The organism is Longispora fulva, from assembly GCF_015751905.1.
GTDB lineage: Bacteria > Actinomycetota > Actinomycetes > Mycobacteriales > Micromonosporaceae > Longispora > Longispora fulva.
Map to the genome: position 1 here is coordinate 159085 of NZ_JADOUF010000001.1, position 24068 is coordinate 183152.

At 67.4% G+C, this 24068-nt stretch carries 27 protein-coding genes; 14 read left to right on the forward strand and 13 right to left on the reverse strand.

Going from position 1 to position 24068, the window contains the following annotated elements; genetic code table 11:
- Nucleotides 1–6: 6 nt before the first annotated feature.
- From IW245_RS00695 to IW245_RS00710, 4 genes are all read left to right on the forward strand, one after another.
- On the forward strand, nt 7–1362 hold the full coding sequence (locus tag IW245_RS00695) for a S1 family peptidase (protein ID WP_197001247.1): 1356 nt from the start codon (nt 7–9) through the stop codon (nt 1360–1362).
- A gap of 21 nt (nt 1363–1383) precedes the next feature.
- Nucleotides 1384–2496, forward strand: a complete 1113-nt coding sequence (locus tag IW245_RS00700) for an FAD-dependent monooxygenase (RefSeq protein WP_197001248.1) — start codon at nt 1384–1386, stop codon at nt 2494–2496.
- Between the two features lie 298 nt (nt 2497–2794).
- Complete coding sequence (locus IW245_RS00705) at nt 2795–3412, forward strand: hypothetical protein (RefSeq protein WP_197001249.1); 618 nt, start codon at nt 2795–2797, stop codon at nt 3410–3412.
- A 20-nt stretch (nt 3413–3432) separates the two neighbouring features.
- Nucleotides 3433–4710, forward strand: a complete 1278-nt coding sequence (locus IW245_RS00710) for a DUF4303 domain-containing protein (RefSeq protein WP_197001250.1) — start codon at nt 3433–3435, stop codon at nt 4708–4710.
- 207 nt (nt 4711–4917) lie between these two features.
- Here IW245_RS00710 and IW245_RS42555 read toward each other — a convergent pair whose 3' ends face one another.
- From IW245_RS42555 to IW245_RS00725, 3 genes are all read right to left on the reverse strand, one after another.
- Entirely contained in the window at nt 4918–5241 is a 324-nt protein-coding gene (locus tag IW245_RS42555; RefSeq protein WP_372445065.1) for a hypothetical protein, read from the reverse strand.
- A complete protein-coding gene (locus tag IW245_RS00720) occupies nt 5187–7694 on the reverse strand; it encodes an NACHT domain-containing protein (protein WP_197001252.1) in 2508 nt (835 codons plus the stop codon). The genes IW245_RS42555 and IW245_RS00720 overlap by 55 nt, the downstream gene beginning before the upstream one ends.
- A 563-nt stretch (nt 7695–8257) precedes the next feature.
- The gene (locus IW245_RS00725) at nt 8258–8443 is read right to left on the reverse strand and encodes a hypothetical protein (protein ID WP_197001253.1); all 186 of its coding nucleotides are present in this window, start codon (nt 8441–8443) and stop codon (nt 8258–8260) included.
- A gap of 201 nt (nt 8444–8644) precedes the next feature.
- Between IW245_RS00725 and IW245_RS42560 the strand changes: the two genes are divergently transcribed.
- From IW245_RS42560 to IW245_RS00750, 5 genes are all read left to right on the forward strand, one after another.
- Nucleotides 8645–8785, forward strand: a complete 141-nt coding sequence (locus IW245_RS42560; RefSeq protein WP_197001254.1) for an SEC-C metal-binding domain-containing protein — start codon at nt 8645–8647, stop codon at nt 8783–8785.
- Nucleotides 8786–8876: 91 nt separating this feature from the next.
- The gene (locus IW245_RS00735; RefSeq protein ID WP_231399130.1) at nt 8877–9290 is read left to right on the forward strand and encodes a barstar family protein; all 414 of its coding nucleotides are present in this window, start codon (nt 8877–8879) and stop codon (nt 9288–9290) included.
- Between the two features lie 834 nt (nt 9291–10124).
- A complete protein-coding gene (locus IW245_RS00740; RefSeq protein ID WP_197001256.1) occupies nt 10125–10463 on the forward strand; it encodes a serine integrase family protein in 339 nt (112 codons plus the stop codon).
- The gene (locus IW245_RS00745; RefSeq protein ID WP_197001257.1) at nt 10460–11152 is read left to right on the forward strand and encodes a hypothetical protein; all 693 of its coding nucleotides are present in this window, start codon (nt 10460–10462) and stop codon (nt 11150–11152) included. Before IW245_RS00740 ends, IW245_RS00745 begins: the two co-directional genes overlap by 4 nt.
- Nucleotides 11149–11550 carry a hypothetical protein gene (locus IW245_RS00750; RefSeq protein ID WP_197001258.1) on the forward strand — a complete coding sequence of 134 codons (402 nt, stop codon included), beginning with the start codon at nt 11149–11151 and terminating at the stop codon, nt 11548–11550. Before IW245_RS00745 ends, IW245_RS00750 begins: the two co-directional genes overlap by 4 nt.
- Before the next feature lie 1299 nt (nt 11551–12849).
- On the opposite strand, the gene IW245_RS00755 is transcribed toward IW245_RS00750, so the two are convergent.
- Complete coding sequence (locus tag IW245_RS00755) at nt 12850–13155, reverse strand: hypothetical protein (protein WP_197001259.1); 306 nt, start codon at nt 13153–13155, stop codon at nt 12850–12852.
- A 404-nt stretch (nt 13156–13559) separates the two neighbouring features.
- On the opposite strand from IW245_RS00755, the gene IW245_RS00760 reads away from it, so the two are divergent.
- Both IW245_RS00760 and IW245_RS00765 read left to right on the forward strand, forming a co-directional pair.
- Entirely contained in the window at nt 13560–14594 is a 1035-nt protein-coding gene (locus tag IW245_RS00760; RefSeq protein WP_197001260.1) for a hypothetical protein, read from the forward strand.
- Nucleotides 14595–14810: 216 nt separating this feature from the next.
- On the forward strand, nt 14811–15062 hold the full coding sequence (locus tag IW245_RS00765; RefSeq protein ID WP_197008258.1) for a RidA family protein: 252 nt from the start codon (nt 14811–14813) through the stop codon (nt 15060–15062).
- A gap of 188 nt (nt 15063–15250) precedes the next feature.
- Here IW245_RS00765 and IW245_RS00770 read toward each other — a convergent pair whose 3' ends face one another.
- The 3 genes from IW245_RS00770 to IW245_RS42565 all read right to left on the reverse strand — a co-directional run bounded on the left by IW245_RS00770 (nt 15251) and on the right by IW245_RS42565 (nt 16542).
- Entirely contained in the window at nt 15251–15694 is a 444-nt protein-coding gene (locus IW245_RS00770; RefSeq protein WP_197001261.1) for a hypothetical protein, read from the reverse strand.
- Between the two features lie 147 nt (nt 15695–15841).
- On the reverse strand, nt 15842–16276 hold the full coding sequence (locus IW245_RS00775) for an Imm1 family immunity protein (protein WP_197001262.1): 435 nt from the start codon (nt 16274–16276) through the stop codon (nt 15842–15844).
- Entirely contained in the window at nt 16273–16542 is a 270-nt protein-coding gene (locus IW245_RS42565) for an ARMT1-like domain-containing protein (protein ID WP_372445298.1), read from the reverse strand. The genes IW245_RS00775 and IW245_RS42565 overlap by 4 nt, the downstream gene beginning before the upstream one ends.
- Here IW245_RS42565 and IW245_RS40135 point away from each other — a divergent pair.
- Both IW245_RS40135 and IW245_RS00790 read left to right on the forward strand, forming a co-directional pair.
- Nucleotides 16471–16857 (forward strand): hypothetical protein, encoded by a 387-nt coding sequence (locus tag IW245_RS40135; protein WP_231398608.1) that lies wholly within the window; start codon nt 16471–16473, stop codon nt 16855–16857. The two genes, IW245_RS42565 and IW245_RS40135, sit on opposite strands and share 72 nt — an antisense overlap.
- A 196-nt stretch (nt 16858–17053) precedes the next feature.
- A complete protein-coding gene (locus tag IW245_RS00790; RefSeq protein ID WP_197001264.1) occupies nt 17054–17518 on the forward strand; it encodes a YhaZ family DNA alkylation repair protein in 465 nt (154 codons plus the stop codon).
- A gap of 15 nt (nt 17519–17533) precedes the next feature.
- Here IW245_RS00790 and IW245_RS00795 read toward each other — a convergent pair.
- The 6 genes from IW245_RS00795 to IW245_RS00820 form a co-directional block, all read right to left on the reverse strand.
- Nucleotides 17534–18408 (reverse strand): IS5 family transposase gene (locus IW245_RS00795; protein ID WP_372445297.1). Its coding sequence is split into 2 segments (ribosomal slippage): nt 17534–18058 and nt 18061–18408, totalling 873 coding nucleotides; the frame shifts between segments, so codons are not numbered across the junction.
- Between the two features lie 113 nt (nt 18409–18521).
- Nucleotides 18522–19322 carry a hypothetical protein gene (locus tag IW245_RS00800; RefSeq protein WP_197001265.1) on the reverse strand — a complete coding sequence of 267 codons (801 nt, stop codon included), beginning with the start codon at nt 19320–19322 and terminating at the stop codon, nt 18522–18524.
- Between the two features lie 182 nt (nt 19323–19504).
- Nucleotides 19505–20386, reverse strand: a complete 882-nt coding sequence (locus tag IW245_RS00805) for a phosphotransferase enzyme family protein (protein ID WP_197001266.1) — start codon at nt 20384–20386, stop codon at nt 19505–19507.
- Nucleotides 20383–21747 (reverse strand): helix-turn-helix domain-containing protein, encoded by a 1365-nt coding sequence (locus IW245_RS00810; protein ID WP_197001267.1) that lies wholly within the window; start codon nt 21745–21747, stop codon nt 20383–20385. The genes IW245_RS00805 and IW245_RS00810 overlap by 4 nt, the downstream gene beginning before the upstream one ends.
- A 92-nt stretch (nt 21748–21839) precedes the next feature.
- Entirely contained in the window at nt 21840–22037 is a 198-nt protein-coding gene (locus IW245_RS00815) for a DUF397 domain-containing protein (protein WP_197001268.1), read from the reverse strand.
- Between the two features lie 4 nt (nt 22038–22041).
- Nucleotides 22042–22911 carry a helix-turn-helix domain-containing protein gene (locus tag IW245_RS00820; RefSeq protein ID WP_197001269.1) on the reverse strand — a complete coding sequence of 290 codons (870 nt, stop codon included), beginning with the start codon at nt 22909–22911 and terminating at the stop codon, nt 22042–22044.
- Nucleotides 22912–23064: 153 nt separating this feature from the next.
- Here IW245_RS00820 and IW245_RS00825 point away from each other — a divergent pair, with 153 nt between their 5' ends.
- Complete coding sequence (locus IW245_RS00825) at nt 23065–24054, forward strand: GOLPH3/VPS74 family protein (RefSeq protein ID WP_197001270.1); 990 nt, start codon at nt 23065–23067, stop codon at nt 24052–24054.
- Nucleotides 24055–24068: the final 14 nt, after the last annotated feature.

Genomic DNA, 24068 nt, shown 5'->3' on the forward strand with positions numbered 1-24068 from the left:
TACAAGATGAGACGTTCCGTTGTCCTCGCCCTAGCCGTGGTGGCGGGGAGCGTGACCATGGCGCTGCCCGCCCAGGCCGGCGCCATCACCACCGACCAGCCCGCGACCAACACCGCAGTCGCCGTCCTCACCGCCGACCCGGAGCAGGATCCCCTGTGGCTGCCGGGCCTGCGGGAGGCCTACGACGCGGCCGTCGACCGCGCGATGGCCAACCCCGCCGAGCTGGCGATGCCCTACCTGTCCGACGACCTGCTGATGGCACCGGTCACCCAGACGGCCAGCGCCACCGCCGTCAGCACCGCCCAGGCCGAGCTCAACGTCACCGCCAGCACCGACACCCTGACCGGCGGCGAGGACACCCCCGCGCAGGAGTCGGACAAGGCCACCGCCGAGCCGCTCCGGCTCGCCCCGCTGACCGCCGGACCGTCGGTCACGATCCGGCCGACCGTGCCGCGGGTGAGGTACAGCCTCGCCCAGCTCAGCGCCGTCCAGGACGAGATCCTCACCCTGCCCGGCACGGCGGACCTGCGGGCCGCCCACATCGACGCCGAACACAATCGGGTACTGGTCAAGACGGCCGCCGTCACCCAGGAGCTCCGCGAGGCGCTGGCCAGCCGGTACGGCGCCGACCGGGTCGCCCTGTACCTGATCCCGGGCATGCCGGCACTCGACGGCAAGGCGACCCGGGGCAACGACAGCTCGCCGTACTGGGGCGGAGCCTCCTTCTACACCGGCGTGGCCGGCTGCACCACCGCCTTCGCCTGGGTCGACCGGGGTGCCTCCTACCTGCTCAGCGCGGGCCACTGCACGGCCATGAACGGTAAGGCCTACAACACCGGGCACACCCTCGGCACGGTCACGGCCGACAACTGGGGCAACAGTGTCGGCACGGTCAAGGTGTACGGCCAGAACTACTACGCCGGCGACGCCTCGCTGATCAGGCTGGAGGACGGCCAGACCTCCTCAGCCAAGATCTACGCCGGCGGGCCGGACTCCAGCTCCTGGCGCGGTGTCACGGCCCGGTGGACTAAGCGGTCCGGGCGCGCCGACCCGTACTGCGTGGGCGGCCACATGACCGGCGAGATGTGCGGCTTCAAGGTCACCGCCACCAACGTCACCACCCGGTACGGCAACCAGATCGCCCGGGGCGTGACCGAGGGCTACCGGTACGGCAAATGCACCCAGCACGGCGACTCCGGCGCACCGATCTACACGATCCGCAGCGGCGGCAGCGGCGGCGTCGCGGCGAAGGGCGTCCTGTCCGGCGGCACGACCAACACCTCCGGGAACTGCCGGGACTACTTCACCGACACCACACTGATCGAGCAGTCCTTCCCGGGTGATCTCCGGATCTCGTCCTGACCATCTGAAGGGGAGCCAGTCGTGGGTAAGCGGAACGCGATCGTCATCGGCGCCGGGATCGGCGGACTGGCCGTGGCCGGCGCACTCGGCCGGCACGGCTGGCACGTCGACCTCTTCGAGCGCCGGCCCGAGGTCTCCGCCGTCGGCGCCGGCCTGCTGCTGGCCGCCAACGGGGTCCGCGCCGTACGCGCGCTCGGCCTCGGCGGCCAACTCGCCGGATTCGCCAGCCCGGTGACGACCGCCGGGTTCCGTACCCCGTCGGGCAGCTGGCTCGGCCGAATGGACCCCGAACGGCTCGCCGCGCGGCTCGGCGACCGGATGGTCGCCGTGCCCCGCCCGGCACTGCACCGGATGCTTGCCGACGCGCTCGGCCCGCGGGTCACCGTCCATACCGGCGTCACCGTGGACAGCCCGCCGGAAGGCGAGCTGGTGGTCGCCGCCGACGGGATCGCCAGCGTGGTGCGCGCCGCACTGGCACCGCGGGTGCTGATCACCGACGTCGGCCAGGTCGCCTGGCGGGCCCTGGTGCCGGCCGCGGTGGTCGATACCGAGGTACCGTTCGCCGAGACCCTCGGCGACGGACTCCGGTTCGGCTCGGCGCCGCTCGGCCGGGCCGGCGTCTACTGGTATGCCACCGCCCCCGCCGGCCTCATCGCCGGCAGCCCCGCCGAGCAGCTCGGCCAGCTCCGGCTGCTGCTCGGCGACTGGCACCGGCCAGTGCCGCAGCTCCTGGCCGCCACCGACCCGGCGCGGCTGCTCATCCACCCGATCGCCCAGCTGGCCTCCGTGCCGACCATGGCCCACGGCCGCACCGCGCTGCTCGGCGACGCCGCGCACGCCATGACCCCCAACCTCGGCCAGGGTGCCTGCCAGGCCCTTGAGGACGCCGTCACCCTCGCCGCCCTGGTCACCGACGGCGCCGACGTGCCAGCCGCCCTGACCCGCTACGACGCGTTACGCCGGCCCCGCACCGCCGCCGTGCGGGCCCAGGCCGACCGGCTCGGCTCCCTGGTCCAGGCCCGCGGCCCGCTCGCCCGCCGGCTGCGCGACCTACTGCTGGCCGCCATCCCGGACCGGATCACCGAGGCCGGCGCCGTGCAGCTCGCCGACTGGCGCCCGCCGGTCACGTCCTGAGCCGACTGGTCGCGTCCCCAGGACAGGTCCGAGCCGTAGATCACGCCGTGCGGGCCGGCGGGCAGGACGTCCAGGAGCAGTACGACGCTGTCCCGGTCGAACCCCACGACCACACAGCCGAGGACGGCCCCGATCCAGACCCCGTCGAGTTCGCTCATCGGGCCCAGTCTGGCACGCCACGCCCACCCCCGGGGACCGTGCCCACACGGGCACCGCCGGACCCGTCGCCAGTGACGACGACCGAGCCGTTAGCCTGTGCCCCGGACTCTTCAGCCCGCAACCGGTCGCCTACCAGTTCGTGCGCGCCGAGCTGTGGCAGACGACGCACCTGATGCACTTGAGCCTCCCCGAGACATCGCCGCCGCAGCGAATGCTGTTTAACCTCTACTACAAGATCCACGGAGAGCGGGCGCACGCGCTGCCGGCCCTGCTGCCCGAGGTATGGCTGCACTGGGACCCCTACACAGCCAAGGCACGCGGTGCCAAAACGATGCGGAACCTCCGCATGGACTTCCTCATGCTCCTGCCCGGCGGACACCGGATCGTGCTCGAGGTCGACGGTCGCAACCATGACGCAGAAAGCGGTAGAGCCGAGCCGACGATCTACGCCAAGACAATGCGCGGCGACCGCGAACTCAAACTCGCCCGCTACGATGTCTTCCGTTTCGGCGCCGCCGACCTGACCGACGAGCCTGCGGCACGCAAGCTACTCCAGGCATTCTTCTCAGACCTGTTCAAGACCTACCACGTAACCGGCGATCCCAAGCATGAGCTAGCGGCTCTGCCCGAAAGGTTGTCCTGGCAATTTCTGCGGCTATCCATGTTCGATAGCCACGTCTCGTGGGGACCGTTCTGCCAAATGTTGTACGGGCATCTCGGCTGCGACATGCAGGACGTGCTCAGGAGGGGCGGCTGAGGCGGGGTACGGTGTCGATCATGACGGCTTTCGACTGGGGCGGCTTCGAAGATGCGGTGACCGAACGGATCATCGGCGCCGCTCGGGATCTGCTGACCGAAGCGGCCGGCCAGACGCCGTACGCCCTCGCTCTGTCGGAGTTCTACGCCGAAACCGCCGGGGTCATCTACCTTCCGCTCCTGGCACTGGCCACCGAGGAGAGCGTGTCTGATCACGACAGCCGGTTCAGCCCACCCGACTGGGTACACGTCGCCGATGAGTGGGCCGCCACCGCGCCCGTGAGCGATTGGGCCCGGCGCCTGATCGAAGCCGTCGATGGACTACCCCGGGCCCGCTGGCAGGAATCCCACGGACGCTACGAGCAGGCGATGCTCGACGCCATCGCGCGGGTGAAGAAGGCACTTGTCGACGACGGCCTGCTGGCCTCTTCGGTGGTGTGCTACCTCGCCGATGAGGAGGGGCGCCTGCTGCGGCGCTCCGTCACCGACGCCGAACTGGCCGAGCACTTCCCGTACTACGCCGAAGCCGAAGCAGCCGAAGCCGAACTCCTGCAACTGCCGGCCGCCGCGCGAGCGACCCGCCTGGCGGCGGCTGTCGGGCTGATCCCCGGGCCCGCGCAGGAACCAGGCCCGCTGAGCTCCGAACGGGCAACCCAGCTCCTCCTTCGACTGGGCGCGGACGCCGTGCCGGCCGTGATCGACGGCCTGGCTCACGCCGGCACCCGCTGGAAGGCCGCCAAGCTGCTCGCGGATCTGCACCTGCCCACGCCCGATGTGCTCACCGCACTCCGCGCGCACCTGCGCTGCGACGATGACGAGGCCAACCGAAACTGGGTGGCGATCGCGCTGGCTCGCCTCGGCACGGGCCACATGCTCCTCGACCGCACAGATCTTCCGGCGAATACGGTGGCCAGTGGAATTGCCGGACCGTACCGGTCGTTCCGGGACCATGCCATCGCGCACCTGCCGCTGGACTACGGCCTACTCAGTGCCGCTCTCGACCGCGCCGATCTGGCACCGCTGCTCACCGAAGAGCTGGCGCCCGGCCGCGGGGAGTGCACCCTCGACGCCGTCGACCTACCCGGCGCGGTCGCCGGGCTCGACTCACCGCACGCCCTCATCCGTCGCCACGCGGCATCGGTACTGAGCTGGGCCACCGGACCGATGGGCGACCTCGACCTCGATTACAGGGTCCGCGCCTCGGCACTGGACAGGATCCGTGCGATGGCCGCCGACGACCCGGACGAGTCCGTCCGCACAGCCTCTCAACGGGCGGCTCAGCCCAGGTTGGCCTGGTAGTCCGAGCTGCGGAATTTGGAGTTGATCGCGAAGCCTAGTTTCGGCAGGGCTTCGCGGTTGCGCCAGCGGATGTAGGGCTCCGATCGTTTGGCCTTGTTCGGTGTGGGTGTGGGACGTCGAGGGTTGGGCGGGCGACAAAGCAACCCACGATATGCGGTGCGAATTTGGTAGGAGCACCGACGACCGGATCGCCACTGACCGGGGCCACTAGTGAGTGGTGCTGGCGTTGGGTTCGTGGCCGGCGAGCCACAGTCGGACGGTGCAGTCCTGGCTTCCAGTCGTGAGGAGGTGGCCATCGGGGCGAAATGCGACCGTGACCACGCTGTACTCGTGTCCGGTGAGGGGTGGAGCGGGTGGTCGGGGTCGGGGTCCCGAGGCAGAGTTCACCGGGTCGCGCGGCCGGCCGAGCGTTGCGGGGTCAGCGCAGTTGAGTTCGAACCGAGAAAGCGTTGAATGCAGGGTAGTTTGGCATTGGATCACCGTGATCTCCGGCTTCCGCGTGGTGGGGCCGGCACGCGGGTCGGTCCACATGCCATGGTCTCAAGACCACGGTCGAAGGATTTGGGACGGCGTTGTCTTTCGGGGTCGGTCAGTCGTTCCTGAAGCAGAGCGTGGCGGAACTGGTACACACCGCCGACCTGTCTGAATACACCTCGTCGGTGTGCGTCGTCGACGAACTGCATCAGTCGCCATGGAATGCGTCCCCGAACTGCGAGCCAGCCGACCGTAACCCAATATCCGGTGACCGAGTGCGGGGCGAGTCCGAACAGGAGCCCGAACACGAACCAACTGACGAAGCCGGATATCACGCCCGCTTCTGATCCGTAACCTTGACCGTAGAAGTATCCGATCAACGGACCGAAGGCGACTCCGATGAGAACCAGGTGAGCGATGGCGGCTGATGCGTCCTGCCGAAAGATAGAGCGAGGGCTGGAGGCTCGCAGAACGTCTACCGGTGCCCTCCACCACTGGGCCAGGCCGATGACGGATCCGAACGTGATTCCGGTCATGAGTCCGATCGTGATCCCGGATGCGGTGCCGGAGACGATGCCCGCAATGAGTCCGGTGACGGTGCCGACCGCGAGCCCGAAGCGCCGTGACATCGAGGGCCCGGCCTTCCAGGGGACAAGGAGCCAGACGATGAGAGCTGGTATCAGGAGGATCATCAACACAATGCCGATGAGGTTCGCCGTAGTTGCCTCAGGGGCGGCCGCCAGACCGCCGATGACCCCGCCTGAGAGACCCCCGAACATGGAGATGCTGAGATTCGCGCTCAGTGAGCGAATGCGACGTCGGCCGTCTGGATTGAACTGGGTTGGCGTGATTTGGGCGGCAAGTGTGTACCCGACTGTGATGCTGGCGGCGAGGCCGACGATGACGCCGAGCACGAGCCCAGCACCCAACCCGTAGGCGAGTGGATCTTGTCCCGCGTCCGGCTCCGTGGTGAACCCGATCCACATGCCGAATGAGGCACCGATGGCCAGACCCATACTGAGGCCGATCCCCAGGCTGAAGCGAACTCTGCCGGGAAGGCCTGCGAGGAGTCTGGCCACGAGTGCGCACATGGTTGTGACCGCCAGCGCGTATGGGAAACCGGCTACGACCCACACTCCGAAGGCGACCAGGGCGCACGCGACCGCTGTGACTATGGAACTGGGACCCCTCAGCGCTTTGTGCAGCTCCCACCACGCCAGATCTGTGGTATTCAGCCCGTCGAGGTGTCCTGCGAGAAACCTCAGGTGCGCCAGCGCCCGCTCTGGCCGATATCGCCGGTGACGGCGTGCGTCCAGAGGATGTGGGGGTTGGTCGGCATACAGGGCGGGGATCAGTGCGTCGAGGAGGTGGCGTTCGACGGCTTCAATGTGGTCGAACCGCGCCTCAAGAAGTTCAGCCGGGTTTGTGATGGGGGCAGCGTAGACGCGGCGGAGGAGCCACACCATCAGTGGAGTCGACAAGGCCGTCGCCAGTACGCTGGATGCGTCGCCGTGAAGGTGGTCGATCACCGGCCGCCAGCGTTCCTGAGGGGCCAGGCCCGCCCGTTGGAGGAAGTCCACCACGTCTGCTGTATCAACGCGTTCCAACTCGATCACTGCGGCAGCCGACAGAGGGCCGGCGTTCGCCGCCACCGCCCGTATGTACTCCGTGGTCCTGCAAGTCAGCAGCAACGATCCGCCGTTGGCCAGCGCCCGGTCGATCGCCTCTAACGCTAAAGCATGTACATCAGAAGCCATCTCGTCGAGTCCGTCCAATACCGCCAGCACCTGGCCCGTCGTGACGAGTTGTCGCGCGGCGTGCGGGCCGTACACGGATACGTTGTTCAGGGCCGGGTACGCCGAGAGGAGCTGACGCGTGATCATGGTGAGAAGGTGTTCTGTGCCCGGATCCCAGGATGCCACCGAGATGGGCACAGGGATCGGATCTCCGTCCTGCCAGCTTCTCAGTAGCGCGAGCGTGAAGGTGACGGCGAACACGGTCTTCCCGGACCCGGGACTGCCCAAGACAACTAGTTGACGAGGCAGATCCCGGAATTCTGCAACAACGTCGTCGAGATCACCGGAGGAAATCGACCTGGTCCGTGTTGGGCCGACGTTGTCGGCGAGAACGGCTGAGTCAGGAGCTGCGATCGGCCATGTCGTCGCCGACCAGGTCACCCGTAGCGGAACGGGTCGCAGGAGATCACGGTTGGCGGCTTCCTCGGTCCACTGCTGGCGGACTGTTGCGGCCAGATCTCTTGATGCCCGCCGGAACAGGTCCTCATCCACCGTCGACAGGACAGGTCCGCCATCCGGGCCGGCCGCCCGCCGACGCCATCCAACAAACTCACCCGCACCTGCTAGCGCCGCGGCAATCAACATCAACTGCCACCAGGGCAGATCCAGCCAGGTCGGAGGTTTGGCCGCTGCCAGGTTGACAATCCACCCGGAGAGCAACAGCAAAATCAGTACAGCACTGGCTCGCCGCACGAGACTCAGCTCCCATCCCACCCGATGAGTGTGTCTGCTCGCCGAGGGCAATCAGCCAAGGCGTTGGCCTTGCTAGACATGGTCTCTGACTGGATCTTTAGGAGGGCCTTGGGAAGCGCTTTTTGGCCCTGCCAGGTTGAGCCGGGAAATCTTGGAAGAACACCCGAGCAGCGGTCGTCTTGTAGCCGCAATGATGCTCCACTCTGCCTCTTTGCACACGGAACGCATTTAGTCAGTTGCGCGACAGCGTTGCTGCCCACGGCAGCGCGCACGCCTACTCGTCGCGCTTAGCACTCCACCGCCATCATGCTGGCGGTCGGTGCCGCGTTCCAGAGCTCCCGTAATGGTGCGACGGTCTGGATGTGGGTGCCGATCGCGGCGAGTTCGGCCGCGCGGTCGGGTCCGGGCGGGGTGAAGGAGAACCCGGTGTCAGTGCCTGTGGTGTGGAGGTCGGTGAGGGCGGGGGTGTCTGGGAAGGCGAGCTGGAGGTGGATCTGCCACAGGAAGGGTTCGTCGTCGTCGGTGAGGGCGAGTTGGCGGGTGAGGGTCAGGGAGGGTTGGTGGTCGTTCCAGCTCCACCGGCCCTACTGCACGATGAACCCGTCCGCGTCGGCGTCTGGGTCTGGGTCGGTGCCGTCGATGTCGACGTGGAGGAACTCGCAGTAGGCGTCCCACGCCGCGGTGACGTCGGTGATGGTGTCGGCGTGGAGTCCTCGGCGGTGCAGGATCTGGCCGAAGGTGTCCTCGCAGTGCTGCCAGGGGATGCGCACGCCGCAACCTAGCAGCCCTGCCGCCGGGATATGCGGTGGCTGGGACAGCCGGTGCTGGTCTACGGTTCACCGGCCATCACCCCGTTCGACCTGGGAGGTCATCATGTACCGCGACTACGACGCCGAGGCGTCCTTTGAGCCGACCAGTAAGCGCCGCAGGGGGTTCCCTCTAGCGAGACGCGGGTCAAACGCGGCAACCGCGTGGTCGGCAACGGCAAAGAGCTGATCGAGAAGCTCGGCGGCAAGGACCCGTGCCCGTGCGGCTCAGGGCGGCGGTTTCGGCCGCTGCTGCCGGGCCGGCGGCGGCTACGACGATACGAACGGGCACTACTACATCCGTGACTGACTTCTCCGACGCCGGAACCCCGACCGGGTTTTGGCCTCGTCCAGGCCATCGGGGCACGCGCATGGTCGTATGCTGCGGTTCGTGACCATGAACGAGGACGGTCGTGTGGTGCTGGTCGTGGACGGGGCGAACTTCGGAGAACTCGCCGGCTTCGCCGCCGAGTTCTCCCGCCTACTGTGCCACTACGAGTGGAGCGGGAACCTCGACGCGTTCAGCGATATCCTCCGTGGCGGCTTCGGGACCCCCGACGGCGGCTTCATCCTGCGGTGGCTGAACTCCGACACCTCCCGGGCGGCCCTCGGGCACGAAGCGACGATGGAGCGCCTGGAGGGGATCTTGCGCACCTGCCACCCGAGCAACCGCGACAGCGTCCGGGCCCGCATCGCCCGCGCCCGGCGCGGTGAGGGGCCGACACTGTTCGACGAGATCGTCGACATCATCCGCGAGCATGGTCCCGGCGGTGAGGAAGCCGAGGACGAAGTCGTGCTCGAACTCGCGTGACGGCCGCCTTCGCTTTCTGCTTGGGCGGCCGCCACGCAGGTAGGCCGGCTGCCCGGCTGCCCGTGCCTCGACGCCGGCGGCGATCCGCCACGCGAGGCGGTCCGACAGCTTGCCGACCGCCGCCGCCAGCGGCAGAAACGTGAAGCCCCGCAGCTCGCCGGGGTTCGACCGGATCGCTGCGACCTATTCAGGGCTGAGCACGCCCCGTCGAACAGCAGGATCAGGCCCTCAGACTTGCCGGGCCTGGCGGGGTCTCGCATCATGCGTTCGCTCATCCTGTGCCGATCAGGATGAGCGCGTCGGGGTACGCGCGCGCCACTGGTCTCCGGCTGCGCAAACACGACGTGTGATGGTGTCCAAAGTCAAGGTCGTTCGGAACTGACCCTCCTCGGAAATTTCGACCACGCCGATCCTGGAGTACGAGAGGAAGTCCAGTGCGCTCCGCACCTCAGCCTCGTTGACGCGCCAGCCCTGATTGCGCAATTCTCGGCAGAGCGATGCGATATCGAGCCAGCCTTCAAAGGCCAGCCGTTAATGCATGACGGATATCGACGCCTGTGAGCGCGACGGATGAGTACGAGGCCGCGACGCCTTGCGCCGTGGACTTCGACACGCGATCGACGATCCCGGGTCCTCGATCTGCAGGCGTCCCGCTGACCGGCACAGGAATCCGCCGGATCGGTGCCGAGTTCCACGACTTGTATCCGGCGGAACAAGCGGTTTCTGGTGCAAAACTTCCAGGCCCTGCCCGTCGCGGCGCTTGTCCGGAGCGGGTGAGGCCCCTTCACCTGACAACTCGCGCCGAATGATTTAACAACGGTTATGCTGTTGGGTGTGGAAACCGAGATGTCCGCTGCTCGGCTCGAGGGTCTGCGCCGCTCCAGGACGGCTGGGCTCACCCCGGGGCCGAAGTCGAAGGTGCCGCCGGCTGTGGTCGACCGGATCGTCGCCGAGCGCGGTACAGATCCGGAACTGCCGTTGACCGGGTGGCGCACGATCGCCGCCGGCCTCAACGCCGACGGCGTGGCAACGGCCCAGGGCGCGCCCGCCTGGTCGCCGGCGACGGTGCGGGCGGTGTGGCTGCGCGCGACGACCGGCTACGCCCGGGGCTCCTCGACGGCCACCATCACCGTAGTCGCTCAGCAGACCGACACCCAGTGGAGCGCGTCATGACCCTCGCCCACCAGTCCACTGGCACCGGCGGCCGTCGGGTCGACTTCCCGCTCACCGTGCCGTACCGCTATGACCTCGACAGCGTTATGGACGTTGGCCGCGCACTCGGTGCCGCCGAGGAAGGCCACCCCGCCAGGCTGACCCGCCGCGACGGCATCACGCTGTTGATTGTGGCGCACCCGCTGGAGGCCCGGCCGCGACGGTGGCAGTCGATCCTCGACAAGCCTGGCCAGCCCGGCGGGTCGATCGTCGTGCACTACACCGGTCGGTTCGACCCAACCGACCAGTTCGCCGTCGGCCGCGCGCTGGGCGCCGCAGAAGACGGCAGGATCGCGTGGCTGCTGCGCGAAGACGGGCTACTGCTGTCGGTGATGCGCGAGGACCCTGAACCGATCGCGGACCCGGTGGCGATGGCCGCGATGGAGGAGGAGGCCAGAGTCGTCATGGACAACCTCGCCGCCCGTCACCCCGACCCTCACGACCAGGAGCTTTTCCTGCGCGCGGAGGGCCTGCACCGCCATCACGCCCGTCGTGGCCGGCTGCCCGAACTCGCAGACTATTTGCGCACCTTGCGGGACCTGCAACCGATGACTGGTGACACTGAGGAACAGATGAACGCCGAAGCGAACGCGGCGCTCATCGAGGACGCAGAGGCTCTGGCCGCCTACCCGCTGCCGGACGCCTCGTGACCCTGCTGGTTCTCGACGCTCCCGTCGTCGCCGCGCTGTTGGATGACCGTGAGATGTTTTTGTGCCGCACCGCGACGACCCGGGGCTGGCAGCTGTTGGTGTCCCAGCACGTTCTGCGTCATCTGCGCCGGCCGTTCACGCACCTGGTGATGGTCGCCCCCGACCGGGTCACGGTGTACCGATATGAGCCGGTCGACTCCGCCCTCGCGGGCCCGGCCGCCCAGGCGACCGCGTGGTTGGCAGATCGCACCGGCCGCCGCCACGACGTCCTCGGACATGTCGTCGCCCTGGCCCTGCACCATGACGCGACCATCGTCACCACCCCCGAGCGGCTCCGCGCCTTACGGTTCGTGTGGCCCGACGACCTGAAGATTCTGCCCTTGACGTTCAGCGGCTGACCTACGAACGACGAACACCCATGCAGGTGTTCCACCCCAGTTGAGGCGAAGTCGGTGTCCCGCGTCCAACCAGGCGTCGTCCAGGACCTTCCCGACCGCGAGTGGGTCCCGTACCCCTTTGGCTGCCGTGAGGAGCTTGCGCCTGACTACCTCGAAGGTGTGCCCGGTGAACAGGTCGGCTTCGTGTGGTGGGGCTCGTGTAGTTCGAACTGGGGGCGTGTCGAGCGGCGGTTGCGTAGTGGGGTCGGGGGTTGTGTAGGGGATGGTGTGCAGATCTCCATGCGGAAGGGTCCCTCCCTTGGAGGGTGTCTGGGCTGCCGGGTGTGTCGTGGCTGCTCGGTCAGGCGCTTGACCTGCGTGTATGGGGTGGTCGGCGTGGGCCTGGCGTGCCGGGTTCGGCAGCGCGACGCCAGGGTGAACGCTGGGGTCAACGAACAGGTCAACGACGGGCCCGCAGGACCCGCTCCAGAGGTTGCGGGCAGTGTTCCTGCTGGTCGGGGACTTGCGTTCCCTTGGGTTCGAGCTATTGTCATGAATATACATCGAGCACTTCGCGTCACCCCCCGGTAGGTCCAGCCAGGGCCCAACGCTTGCGATCCGGCAGACGACACCCCACCCGCCTTCGGGCCGGTCGGGACGTCCCGCCGCCGAGGCATCCCTGGCCGCACCCACCGAACACCACCACCCGCCGAACCTGGCATCTGCTGCTTCGCGGCCGGTTAGTCCCAGTCCGGCCGCCGCCTCACGGCGCGAGCAACCGCGCCCCCGCCGGCCGGCACCCTGGCCGTATCGCCTCGACCTCGACTGCCAGGTGTATCTTGGCGCCGCGCTCCGTCGAAGTGTGCGGGTTCTGTGGCCCTACCGTCCGGCCCATCCGACTCGGCATGTGGCTGACCAGCTCCGCGCGCTGACCAGCGCAGGCAGGCGGAGCGCCTCGCGCCGTGGCCACCCAGTCGCGCGCCCCATCTCGCCGCGGCGTCCGGCGTTTCGGGCGCCTGGGTGGCTTGATCCGGCCGCAGCCGATCCCCAGCCGTGGGAAGCGGCGGCTCTTTCCCTCGTTGTGGAGCATCCTCTCTAGCCGCGACTTGATGAAGCGGTCGCCATATCGGAGTCGGGGCACATCCAGCTCTGACATGCCTGCCGGCTGGGGGCCGATGCCTGAATCCGGCCCGCCGGCCCGCCCGGTGAACGGGACCTGCAATATCCAATCCGGATTTGGCAGAGCTGACGCACACCGTCAGGCTCCGCCAGCCTCTGCCACACCTCTGCCACACCTCTGCCAAGCTCTAACACCGCAGGTCACAGCGTTGCGGCGTGTGGCTCTGCCAGAGCGCGCGCCCGGCTGTGAGAGCACGCCGACCGCAACATAAAGCCCCGATCGGATCCGGAAACGCCGGTGGCGGAGGCGTCGACGAGGGACTCCCGGCACTGCGGTGGCGTGCTCAGCGCGTCGCGATCAGAGCGACGCGTGGTCAGGCGGTGGGCGCGACAACGATCGGCCGATCGCTTCGGCCGGGCATCGAAGGCCGGTCCAGCGGTGACGATGTCCACGATGATCCGCTTGTTGGTCTCGACGTTGTCAGCGTGCTTGGACACTGCCTGCACGAGCTGACCTTCGGGCCGTGTCCCGACGTTCAGCAGCGGACAGACCTCCTAAGCTCGGCAAGGACCACGCGCACCACCTGCCCGCGTGGTGCCGCCGTTGGCTCGTTTCTGCCCGCCGGGCACCCGACCATTCCGGCAGTTACCCGCCTGCGTCTTGGCCTTCACACGAGGCCAGGCGTCCCTCTCGTCGTCCGGGCCGGCCCGTCCATTCCATACCTGTGTTCGCCCATCTCAGCGGCGGTCATCGTGGGGTGCTTGACGTTTCGGCGAAGTCGAGCGTTGATCAGCGTCGTGAAGTCTGTAGACGATGTCGCCGGTCGCCGGCGCGAGGTGGCCCTGCCCGACAACGGGGCGCGCGATGGGTGCGCGGTCCCGCGTACCACTGGGTGTGTGGGGTGGGTGTGGTGAGCGGGGCTCGGTGGTTTCGGGACCGGTTCCGCGACGCGGTGTGGGAGTGCGAGACGCTTACGGCCGATCACAAGGCGGTGGCCGAGACGTATGCCCGTCACGCCCGGGATGGTCGGGGCGATAAGTCGGCGTGGGCGGATCTGGCGTGGCTGACGTATGACCGGTTGCAGGCCGGGGCGGGGATCCGCCGGCGCAGCAACGTCAAGAAGATCCTCGACGACCTGGAAGGGGCGGGCTGGCTGGTGGTGGTCCAGCGGGTGCACCGCAGGCCGACCGTGTACCGCCTGGCCATCCCACAACCGCCGGCCACCACCCCGGAACCGGTTCCCGCCGGCGGTGGGTCGACCGCATCGGGGGTGGTGGGTGCCGTCGGGGGAACCACGGTGGTGCCGCCTGGGCGGACCACGGTGGTTCCGGCCGTAGTCGCATCCCGCGACCACGGTAGTCACACACTCACCGGCCGGGGCGGGGTCGGTAGTGCCGACGTCGGAACTCCACCATCAGAAGAACTACCATCAATCTCATCACCATCAGGCGCGATCCGCGCCGCCGACCTGCGCCGCGTCACCGCCGCCACCGGAGCCGACGAGCACCAGGCCGCGGCGATCATCGCCAAGATCCAGGCCGACAACCACATCACCCGGTCCCTCACCGGCTACCTACACGCCATCACCGACGCGGACCTGCGCCACCACCACGCCGCCCTGCACCACCAGCCCGACCACGCCGCCGCAGAGGACACCGCGGCTTTCGAGCAGCGACGACGCACCGCGCCGGCCTGCGTCCACGACCACCCCGCAGGCGCCCTCATCCACCCCACCACCCGACGCGCCCTGTGCCCCCTGTGCCACCGAGGCAGGCCACCCATCACCCCCAACCGCGGCAAACCAGGACAGTCGCTGTCCACGGATCCTGGGGTTCGGCGAGAGCTGCCTGATCGACGTGTAGGCGCACCCGGCAAGCCGGGCGCGTGGGACGCGGGCGGTACGGCGGCGAGAGAGGCAAGCGTCGGACGACGGTGGCTGAGATGAACAGCCCGCCGAATGTGAGGACCACGTCGCAATCTTTGCCGTCGCGCTTGGCACCGACTCAGATGGCTTCCGCGCCACCCTCGACTCGGACCGCCACGTGCCTGTCTATGACGCGCGGATGGAACCCATCACCGACCGAGCGGCGGCCGGCGCTCTGCGTGGCACGGCTGCGGCCCGCAGCCGCAGTTCCTCGGCACATTCGCGGACCACCGGGGCCTGCCTGACGGCGGGTTCGAGGCCGAGGTCCGCCAGGCCCTGTCCAACCTCAACGCGGTCCTCACTGCTGCCGGTGCCGATCTCGCCCACGTCGTGCAGGCCACGATCTTCTACACGACCCTGGACAACCTCGCCACCATCAATACTGTCTGGGCCGAACACTTCCCGACCGCTGCCCCGGCGCGCTCAGCGGCCGTGGTGACGCTGGCCGGAGGACGGGGCATCTCCATCGCTGCGACCGCCGTAGCGTAGCTGCCTCGCCTGCGTCCGGAGGTGGTGTCCGTGCCGCGATGCTGCTGCGCGGTGAAAGGGCGAGCCGCAGGACCGGGGCCGGCGCGCGACAGCTGGTTGCATGATCGAGCATGATGTGCACGTCTCTGCCAACCCAGGCTTCGGACAACGTCCGTTGCAAGGGATGGTCAGGGCGCGTGGGCAGGACTTTAGGCCCAGGTCACACCGGTCGGTTTCGTTCCGGTGTCGACGTGCTGGGCGAGGGCGTAGATCGCGGCCCCGACCGTCGTGGTGGCGAGGGAGGAGTCGACTTCGATGTCGCCGCTGCCGTCTTCAACGAGAGGGTCGTGGGTGAGGAGCGGGCCGTCGGTGGGCGGGTCCACCTCGGCCACGTGTGTGCCGTCTGGCAGCCAGGTCATCGCAGCACGTTCGCGGTCGTAGTCGACGTCGATGCGCATCGTCGCGGTGCCGCGGGACAGGTGGCTCTCGGTCCAGCCGTCCGTGACCGGGCCGATCCAGTAGGTGAACACGAACTGGCCGTTGATGTTGAGGCGGCGGGCCCTGCGCACGATCACGTCGATCGCCTCGCTGGGCGTGTTGACGATGTCAGCGCCGATGCCACCGCCGTCGTAGAAGATCCAGTACCCGCTCACCGTGCGATCCTCTCGCCAGTTCCTTCACATTGTGGCGGCTGGAGAGGTGGATGCCACCGGGCGACGGGAGCAGGCCCTGACGCTCTTGTCCAGATGCCGCCGCTGGTCGTGCTGATACGGTGATCCTGGCCGACCTGGTGGATTGTGTCAGGCCCAGACCATGTCGGCGGGCTTGGTCCCGGTCGTGATGTAGCCGGCCAGCGCGCGGCGTGCGGCGTCGAGGGACGCCACGGTCCGTTCGGCGGGAACCACGGCGGCCGGCGCGTCTTGGAACGGGTCGACTACGGTGAACTCTCCAGTGGGCTCGGAGTCGATGACGTGGGTTCCATCCGGCAGCCAGGTCACGGCGATGCGGTGCTGGTCGTGGTCGAGCTCGATGCGTAGCTGGGCGTCGGCGCGTTGGACGGTCTGGTGGTCGTCCCAGTCGGCCGGGACGGGCCCGATCCAGATGGTGAAGGCGCGACGTCCGTCCAGGTTGACTCGCGTCTGGTAGGAGTCCAGGGTCTCGAGTGCTTCGGCGAGGTCTTGCTGCACCTCGCCGCCGACCCAGGCATCGGAGAACATCCAGTAGCGCGTTGTCATGGTTTGATCCTCTCACCTGTGCCGTCGTAGTCCCCGCGCCACCAGGTGTGGGAGAGGGCGTGGGTGCGGGGCTCGAGTCGGCCGGCGCGCAGCGCATCGCGGATGCGGCCGGCAGCAGGGGCAGCCGCGCTGCTTGCCTGGCCGATGCGGCTAAGGCAGGCCAGCAGGTCCCTGGGGGTGACGTCGGAGACGTCATGCGGGAATGGCTTGAGCTGAAGGACGATCCTCTCGACCTTCAGCTGGTGCAGCATGTGGTCGATGAGCAGGAGATCGGAGACGAGTTCTTGGCCGGAGTTGTCGGCGGCGACGGTGACCTCGCGCAGCCCTTAGGCCAGGTAGTGGGCGAGTCGGCGGCTGTGATCGAGGATGAGGTCGCCTCCGCCTTCGCCGTGGGTGATGCGGAATCCGAGGTCGGCCCAGCTGCCTCACAGGCTTGCGTGGAGCAGCGCCTGAGTGCGAGCGGCAACATCGTGGTGCGCGAGCTGGCCATAGGCGTCACAGTGCTGCGCGAGGTTGGTCCCGGTCAGTTCGGCGCTCTTGACGGGAGCGAACGGGTCGACCCACCGCCACGCGGAGTTTGAGTCGAAGTACTCGACCGCGCGAAGGAACTGGCGGTAGAAGTAGGATTCCGCAGCCAGGAATGGGGACTCGGCCCACGGCCTGCCGACCCACGGTGCCATCCATTGCTTCCACAGCTCCAGATCCGGCCCCGGTCCGTCGAACGATGAGACTATGCCGTTTCGGGATACCTCTTGCAGGTCGGCGAGCTGGTCGGCGATGGACACCGTCACGCACTGGCGAGACTCCGGCATCGCCACGGACAAACAGATGCAGTTCATCGCCCGCGAAGCGTTCAAGACCCGACTCAAGGAGGGCTGGTCACCGGCTTACGAATTCCTCGGATACTCCAGCGAGGCGCCCGTCGATGTTTCACCCCTCCGGCTCGAGCGCACACAGATCCCGGTGGGCGACACCCTGGTGTTCACCGTCGACCTGACCGCAGCTGAGAGCCTGCCCGTGCATGTGACCTATGTGATCACCTCAACCACCCCGCGGGGCGGGCGGCGCGAGAAGGTCTACCACCTCTCCCGGGCCACCACCACGTCCGGGCAGCTGCTCAGCCTCGTCAAGGTCCACCGAATGCGCACGACGGCCACCACGACCGTGACGCCTGGGCTGCATTCAGTGGCCATCCAGGTAAACGGCACGCGCTACCCCGGTGCCGAGTTCCGGGTGATCTAGGGCCTGTTTGAAATGTCATCGGAGCCATTCGTTGATGGCCGCGATGCGGACGGTGGCCAGGTAGCGCACGGCAAGCTTGTCGAAGCGGGTGGCCACCGCCCGGTTGCGTTTCAGCCGGTTGATGCCGCACTCGGCGGCATGGCGTTGCTTGTAGGTTTCGGTGCTGAACAACGGCGGACGGCCGCCCGCCGAGCCGCGTCTCTTGCGGTGACCGATCTGATCGGCGGGTTCTGCAATCGTGGCCTTGATACCACGTCTGCGCAGGTAAGCCCGGTTGGAACGGGAACTGTAGGCCTTGTCGGCCAGGACCCTGTCAGGGCGTGTGCGCGGCCGACCGACGCCCGGTCGGACGACGCGGATCTGCTCCAGGACCATCTCAAACTGGGGACTGTCGCCGGCCTGACCGGCAGTGATCACGATCGACAGCGGACGTTGTCCCTGCTCGATGGCCAGGTGAATCTTTGTCGTCCATCCGCCCCGCGACCGACCTAACCCATGGTCGTTGGGCTCGATGTCCACCCCGCCCGGCGAATCTACCTGCCCGGCCCCTTTTTACTCGCCCCAGCGGCATGCTGATGGGCACGCACCACCGTGGAATCGACCGACACATCCCACGTGATGATCCCCTCGGCATCGGCGGCGGCCTGCAACCTCGCCAACACCCGAGCCCACGTCCCATCACGCTGCCACGCCCTGAACAGGCCATACACCGTTTCCCACGGCCCGTAATGCTCCGGAACCTCCCGCCATGGAGGCCCCGTCCGTACCCGCCACCGAATCCCGTCAATCACCATCCGCCGATCCCTCGGCGGACGACCCATCACGCCACGCTGAGGCAACAACGGCTCCAACCGAGCCCACTGCGCATCCGTCAAATCAGCCACACCGATCTAACGAACCACATTTCAAACAGACCCTAGCCGTCCCTGGCCTCGGCAGCGCTGGGATGGCTGTTCTGCGGCCCAGGCGGCTTTCTTTTCGGGACCTTCAGGGGCGTTGTGCCTTACGAGGCGTCCTGCTGCAGTTGGTCGAACGTCACGCCGACGAGCGCGCGGAACGGCACCTCTACCGAACCGCCTCCTGAATTGGACACACGGACAAGGCCGTGTTGCCAGACGCGTTTCCATCGAAGCAACAGGCGCACTGTCCGGCGAGGCGGCACGACAAGGATGATCTCCTCCTCGGTGAGTTCTCGGACTGAGGAGCCGATGCCGTAGGTGTGCCGGAGGGTCTGATCCACCTGGATCTTCAGGTTTGCCCAACCTGGCCCGATCGTGAGCGCACTCCCGCGAGCTGTGGCCTGGTCGTGTGCGACGGTCACAGTGCGGGTCCATTCCCTGCTGACCTTGACTGACCGGGTCACGCCACTGTCGCTACCGGAGTTGTCCACGATTCTGGCCTCTTCCCCCAGATCTTCCTCGGTGCGCGAGCCCTCCAGGATCTCCACGAGCGAGCCGGCCGTCAGCGCCAGTTCCTCGCCGGACGGCCCGGTGCTTGTGGGCGAACGCCAGGTCTCCTGCTGGAGCGCGAATTTCAGCCGGTTAACAAGCCATTCTCGACGTGTGAAGACCCAACATGCGAGCTCAACATCCTGGCCCGGGCGAACGCTGATCGTGATCTTGGGGCTCGATGACAGCGGCGCGATGTCACCGTAGACCTTGATCTGAACCTCGTGCTCTCCCGGCTCAATTGGGAACGCTACCTGTTCCCCATTCTTGATGTTGACGACCCTTCCGCCGTTCACCATGACTGCGCCTTGGGCCTCTGCCCAGAGCTCGCGCGGCCGTCGAATGATGTGGATCATGCCATCGCCCAAGTGCCACCTCATCACATCTGCATATCCCAATGTTTCTGACGTGTAGATGTTATTGCGTGAATGGATCGACCAAGACCTCACGGACCGGTCGATGGCGTGTACCTGTGGGGCGATTCGGGCCGGTGGCGTGCTCAGGTGTTGATTGCCCCGCAGTCTGGTGCGGCTAGCTCCTAGGGCACTGCGTGCCAGTGCCAGGGCCGACTGCCATGGAGTCCTCGCAGGCAGGCAACCCTAAAACGGGCCTGTTCCACGTGTTGAAGTTGCTCATCGGCGATTTGCAGGGCAAACGTCGTTTTGCGGAGCTCTCGGATGTCGCGAAACAGCGGGTAGTGCTCCCACGTTGTGATGTCGTGGCCGTAGGCTGTGCAGAACTCTTGCCAGGCCGAGGTAGAGAGGGTGGCGAATGTCTGGTGGTCGACGGCACTGAGGCTCAGGTCCCAGGCCACGGGGCCGATAGCGAAGCGTTCGAGATCAAGGACGATCGGGCCCCTTGAGGTGGCGACAATGTTGTGGTCCCAGGCGTCGCCATGCAGGACTTTGCCGACGGTGTGCAGTTCAGCAGCCGTGTACCGCGACTGGAGGTCGGCGAGGTGCTGGAGGAGCCAACTTCGGTCATCTTCATTGATGCAGCGGCTGGAAGCCAGGCGCTGGCCGAGTCGCACGAATGGCTCGACTGGCGGCAGGGTGAACTCGGCAGGCGGTGCGAGTGCGTGGATCGTACGCAGTGCAGTGGCCAGTTCCCGTGGGCTGCACGGGCTGTGTTGTGGGAGCTGTTCCCAGAAGGTGATGGCGCAGCCGTCGAGTTCGACGATGAGCGTGGCGAGGTCGGACTTCGGTTTCACAGCTGGGATGCCACTTTGGTTGAGCCACCGGGCGACGGCAAGTTCCTTGTGCGCGGCCTGAATCTGACCGGGGCGAGACACTCGAAGCACGATGCCTTCTGGCAGCAAGAACAGGGTGTTCTCGCCTGAGCGCAGGAGTTTCAGCTGTGAGGGGGCAAGGTCATTGCGCCGGCACGCGTGACGGGCCAGCTCTGTGGGGTCGCTGTTCACGCCGCGATGGCCCCCTGAATGCGGTCGCGCAGGGCTTCCACAGCCGGGTTGGGTTGCTGGGCTGCTGCCGTCTTGCCGAGGTTCCGCAGGCAGGCCACGATGCGTCGAGACCGAACGCCGCTGGCGAAGGCTATGGCCTGCTCGCCGTGGTGGACCGCAATGTCGACCTGGCCGAGGTCGAATGCAACCTGGGTGTGCCGGAGCGCGGCGAAGGTCCGGGACCGCTCGTATCCAGCGCTGTGATTGGTGGTGGCGTAGACAAGGCGCTCTTGCGCCGCCAACCGGGCTGAACGAAGAACAAGGTCGGCCAGGGCGTGAGCGGTGTCGCCCTGGTGCTGGGCCAGGTCATGGAAGCGCATCCAAGTCGGATCCTCGTCAACGTTCCGGTTGGCGTACTCGGTGTCGGCGACGTCGACTGCAGCCTGGACACGATGCGGCTCCGTAGGGTCGAGGGCCGCGAGCGCACGAGCCCGCACGGCATGCAGCATGGCCCGTTCGGTGGCGGTGAGCCAGTCGCTGCGGACCATCGCGGACTCGACGTGGGTGAGCCCGGCGTCGGGATCGCCGATGAAGACTGAACGTCGAGCCATGTCGGCGAGGACGATGGCCCGCAGGTGCCAATCCCCGGACTCCTCCGCGAAAGCTCTTGCCGCCTGGTAGGCGCCCTCCGCGAATGGTCCGTCCCCGCTGTCGAACGCGGCAAACGCGATTACGCTGGCCAGGCCGCCGACCGCTGCGTCCAGGCGTGCCCGGAGCCTCGGCTCGCAGCTGGCGTCTCTCCGCGTTGCCAATGTCTCGGACAATTGGGTATGCAGCGCCTGGAGTACGAAGCTTCCGCCCCCGCGGGTGTTGTCCATCGAAGCGACGAACGTTGTTAGGTCTTCGATACCGGCAACCTCGGGTTCGCCGATCCGTCGCGGTCGGCTCGCCAACGCCGCCGCAGGAGCAGGCAAAGGGAGCAGCGCTCCAGCCCCGAGCGCCAACGTCCCTGCGAGGAATGTCTTGCGGTCCACATCCTCCACGGTACCCACTGCCCGCGGAGGAGTGGAGGGACCGAATCCAAGAGCGGAATTACTGTCAGCCTTCAGCACCCGACGTAGTGCCACCAGGTAGTGGGGCTGTGGCCGGCGGATCTCGCCTCGCTCCCACTTGCCAATGTGATTGGCGTCGAGCGCGTGCTCACGCTCTGTGTCTTCGAACAAGGCGTGGTTGACCAGTTCGGCGAGTTCTTGACGGGACAGTGGCTCGCCGGACCCCGACGGGGAGACCATCTGTTCTCGGGCCTGGCGCAGCAAGTCGTTGCGTGCGGGCATCGCGAACCTCCGGCGACCGGTCACCTGACCGGCGAACTGACCGAACACATGGAATGTCCATTTGTGTGATCAGCTCAGCATTCCACTCACAGTCGATGATCACAACACCGACCGTGAATGGATGTTCGTGTCGGAGCCGATTACAAGGGCCAATCCCGCAGGCTGATGACGAAAGATGTCCAGTCGTCGCGCGGGAACTCCAGGTGAGGACCACCGCTGTCCTTGGAGTCGCGCACGCCCGCTGCGTCGTCGTCGGTGAAGGCGACTTCGACGCAGTTGGAGGCTCCGCCGCTGCGGGTCGACTTGCGCCAGGTGGTGAACTTCGACGTTTCTGGCATGTGGCTACCTGTTCCGGTGAGAGATGTGATTGGCGAGGTCGTGCAGGAACGCTATCGAGTCGTGCGTGCCGAGCGCGGCGTCGGAAAGAGCTGCGTGGAGCACGTGGTAGGAGGTGACTTCCGCCGGGTCGGTGATCATCACGTCGGAGGTGACGGTGTCGGCGACGCCGATCTCGGGGTCTCCGCTCTCGTGCCGGTAGAGACTGAACGCGCTCTTAGGTACCCGGTTGCTGTTGATCTCGGCGTCGATCGGCAGCACCCGCACCAGGACCCGGTTGGGTGTTCTGGCCACGGTGGCGATGTGGCGTAGCTGTTCGCAGGTCACCTGCCACGGGGCGCTGAGTCTGCGCAGGGCTAGTTCGTCGATCACCACCTGATACCCGGGCCCGCCGGGCCTGAGCACCGCCCGCTGCCTACGACGGCGGGCATCCACAGCCATGGCGGGGTCGAATCCCTTGGGCCACTCGGCGGTATCGGTGGCGGCCCGGGCGGCGGCGTACTCGGGAGTCTGCAGGAGGCCTGGCGGGATCGTCAGGTGGTACTCGAACAGCTCGGTGGCCCCGCACTCAAGATCAGCCGCGAGGGCCTGCCGCGGTCCGATCTTCTCGCGTATCCGCTGCCACCACCCGGCGGTCTGCGCGTCACGCCCGATCAGCTCGAAGAGCCGCGCGTCCTCGCCCTGCAGCTTTAGCACGTCGGCGAGGTCCTGGACCTCGTCCATCGTGGGCTTGGATCGCAGGTTCAGGATTCTGCTCAAACGCTGCCGGCTGACTTTGATCGCCAGCGCCAGGTCGCCCAGGTTCCTGCTTTGGGCGGCGCAATGCCCGTTGATGATCTGCACCAGCCGCAGGTGCCGCACGAACGGGCTGATCACCTACGCCTCCTGTGCAAACCACCGACGTGAGATTTCCAGATTCCGAGACTCTATCGGCTCCACCGGAAATCGCTAGATCTCGACCAGGGACGGACGAAGCCTCCCCTTACTCTCCCTCTACTCTCCCCGTCCTTCCCGCTGGGCTCCCTCTGGATGCCGTTCACCTACGTCGATCATTGCGTCACGGTTGAAATCAAGCGTCACCGCGCACATCGGACATCCCGAGCGAAGGCCGAAGGGAGAGGCATGTTGAACGGACTTCAGGCCTATGTCGACCCCCTTGACTGGTCACCGCAGCCGAGCATTGTCGTCGCGGAGGTGCAGCAGGCCGGCGGTTTGTCGCAGAGGGTCCCGAGCTCACCTGCGGACCAGGGTCGGTTGCGGGGGCGTCCGACCACGCTCGGGGACTATCCGCCCTTGGGCGCCGATGCTGTGCCACTGCTGGCCGAGGTGCGGCCTCTGGCGCGGACTCCGAGCTCACGGGACCTGGTTGTCGCCGCGCTGTCCGTGGGCGAGGAGAACGTGGGCGTCGTCGCGGACCTGTACCTGCTCGCGCATGACGAGATCTCGGGTGGACCGCTCGCGTCGGCGCAGGCGGTGGCGGTAGGTCTCGCGGCAGGTCTGGTCGCGGAGCTCATGTCTGTTGGGCTGGTGCTGCTGACGGAGCGCCGGTTGGACCTGACGCGCCCCGCGGCCAATCTGGCGGACGGGCTGCTGGCGAAGGTCGCTTCCGATCTTGAGCAGGTGCGGGGCGGTGATCTCGCCCGCTGGCTGCGGTTCTGGGCCGATGATGCCGTGACCGGGGTCCGTGCCCGATTGGTTGACGCAGGGCGGCTGCGTGAGAAGCAGCGCCGGAGGTTCGGCTGGTCGAGATCTCCAACGTTCGTCCCGACGAGCTGGCAGTACGCGGCGGGTCGGGCGGTGCTCCTGCGCTCGGCGCTCACGGACCCTCCAGCTGCGCCCCCGAGCATGCGGCTGCTGGCCGGCCTGGTTCACGCGGTGAGCCTGACCGACTGGCTCACCCGTGATCAGCGAAGTCTTCGCCGGGCGGTGCCGGACATGGTTGCGGGCTTACCGCCGCCGCTGAGGCATCTGCTCGCCGTCACCGCGGCCACTGTCGCCTCCGCAGCGACCACCCCCTGACCCAGTCCCCACCA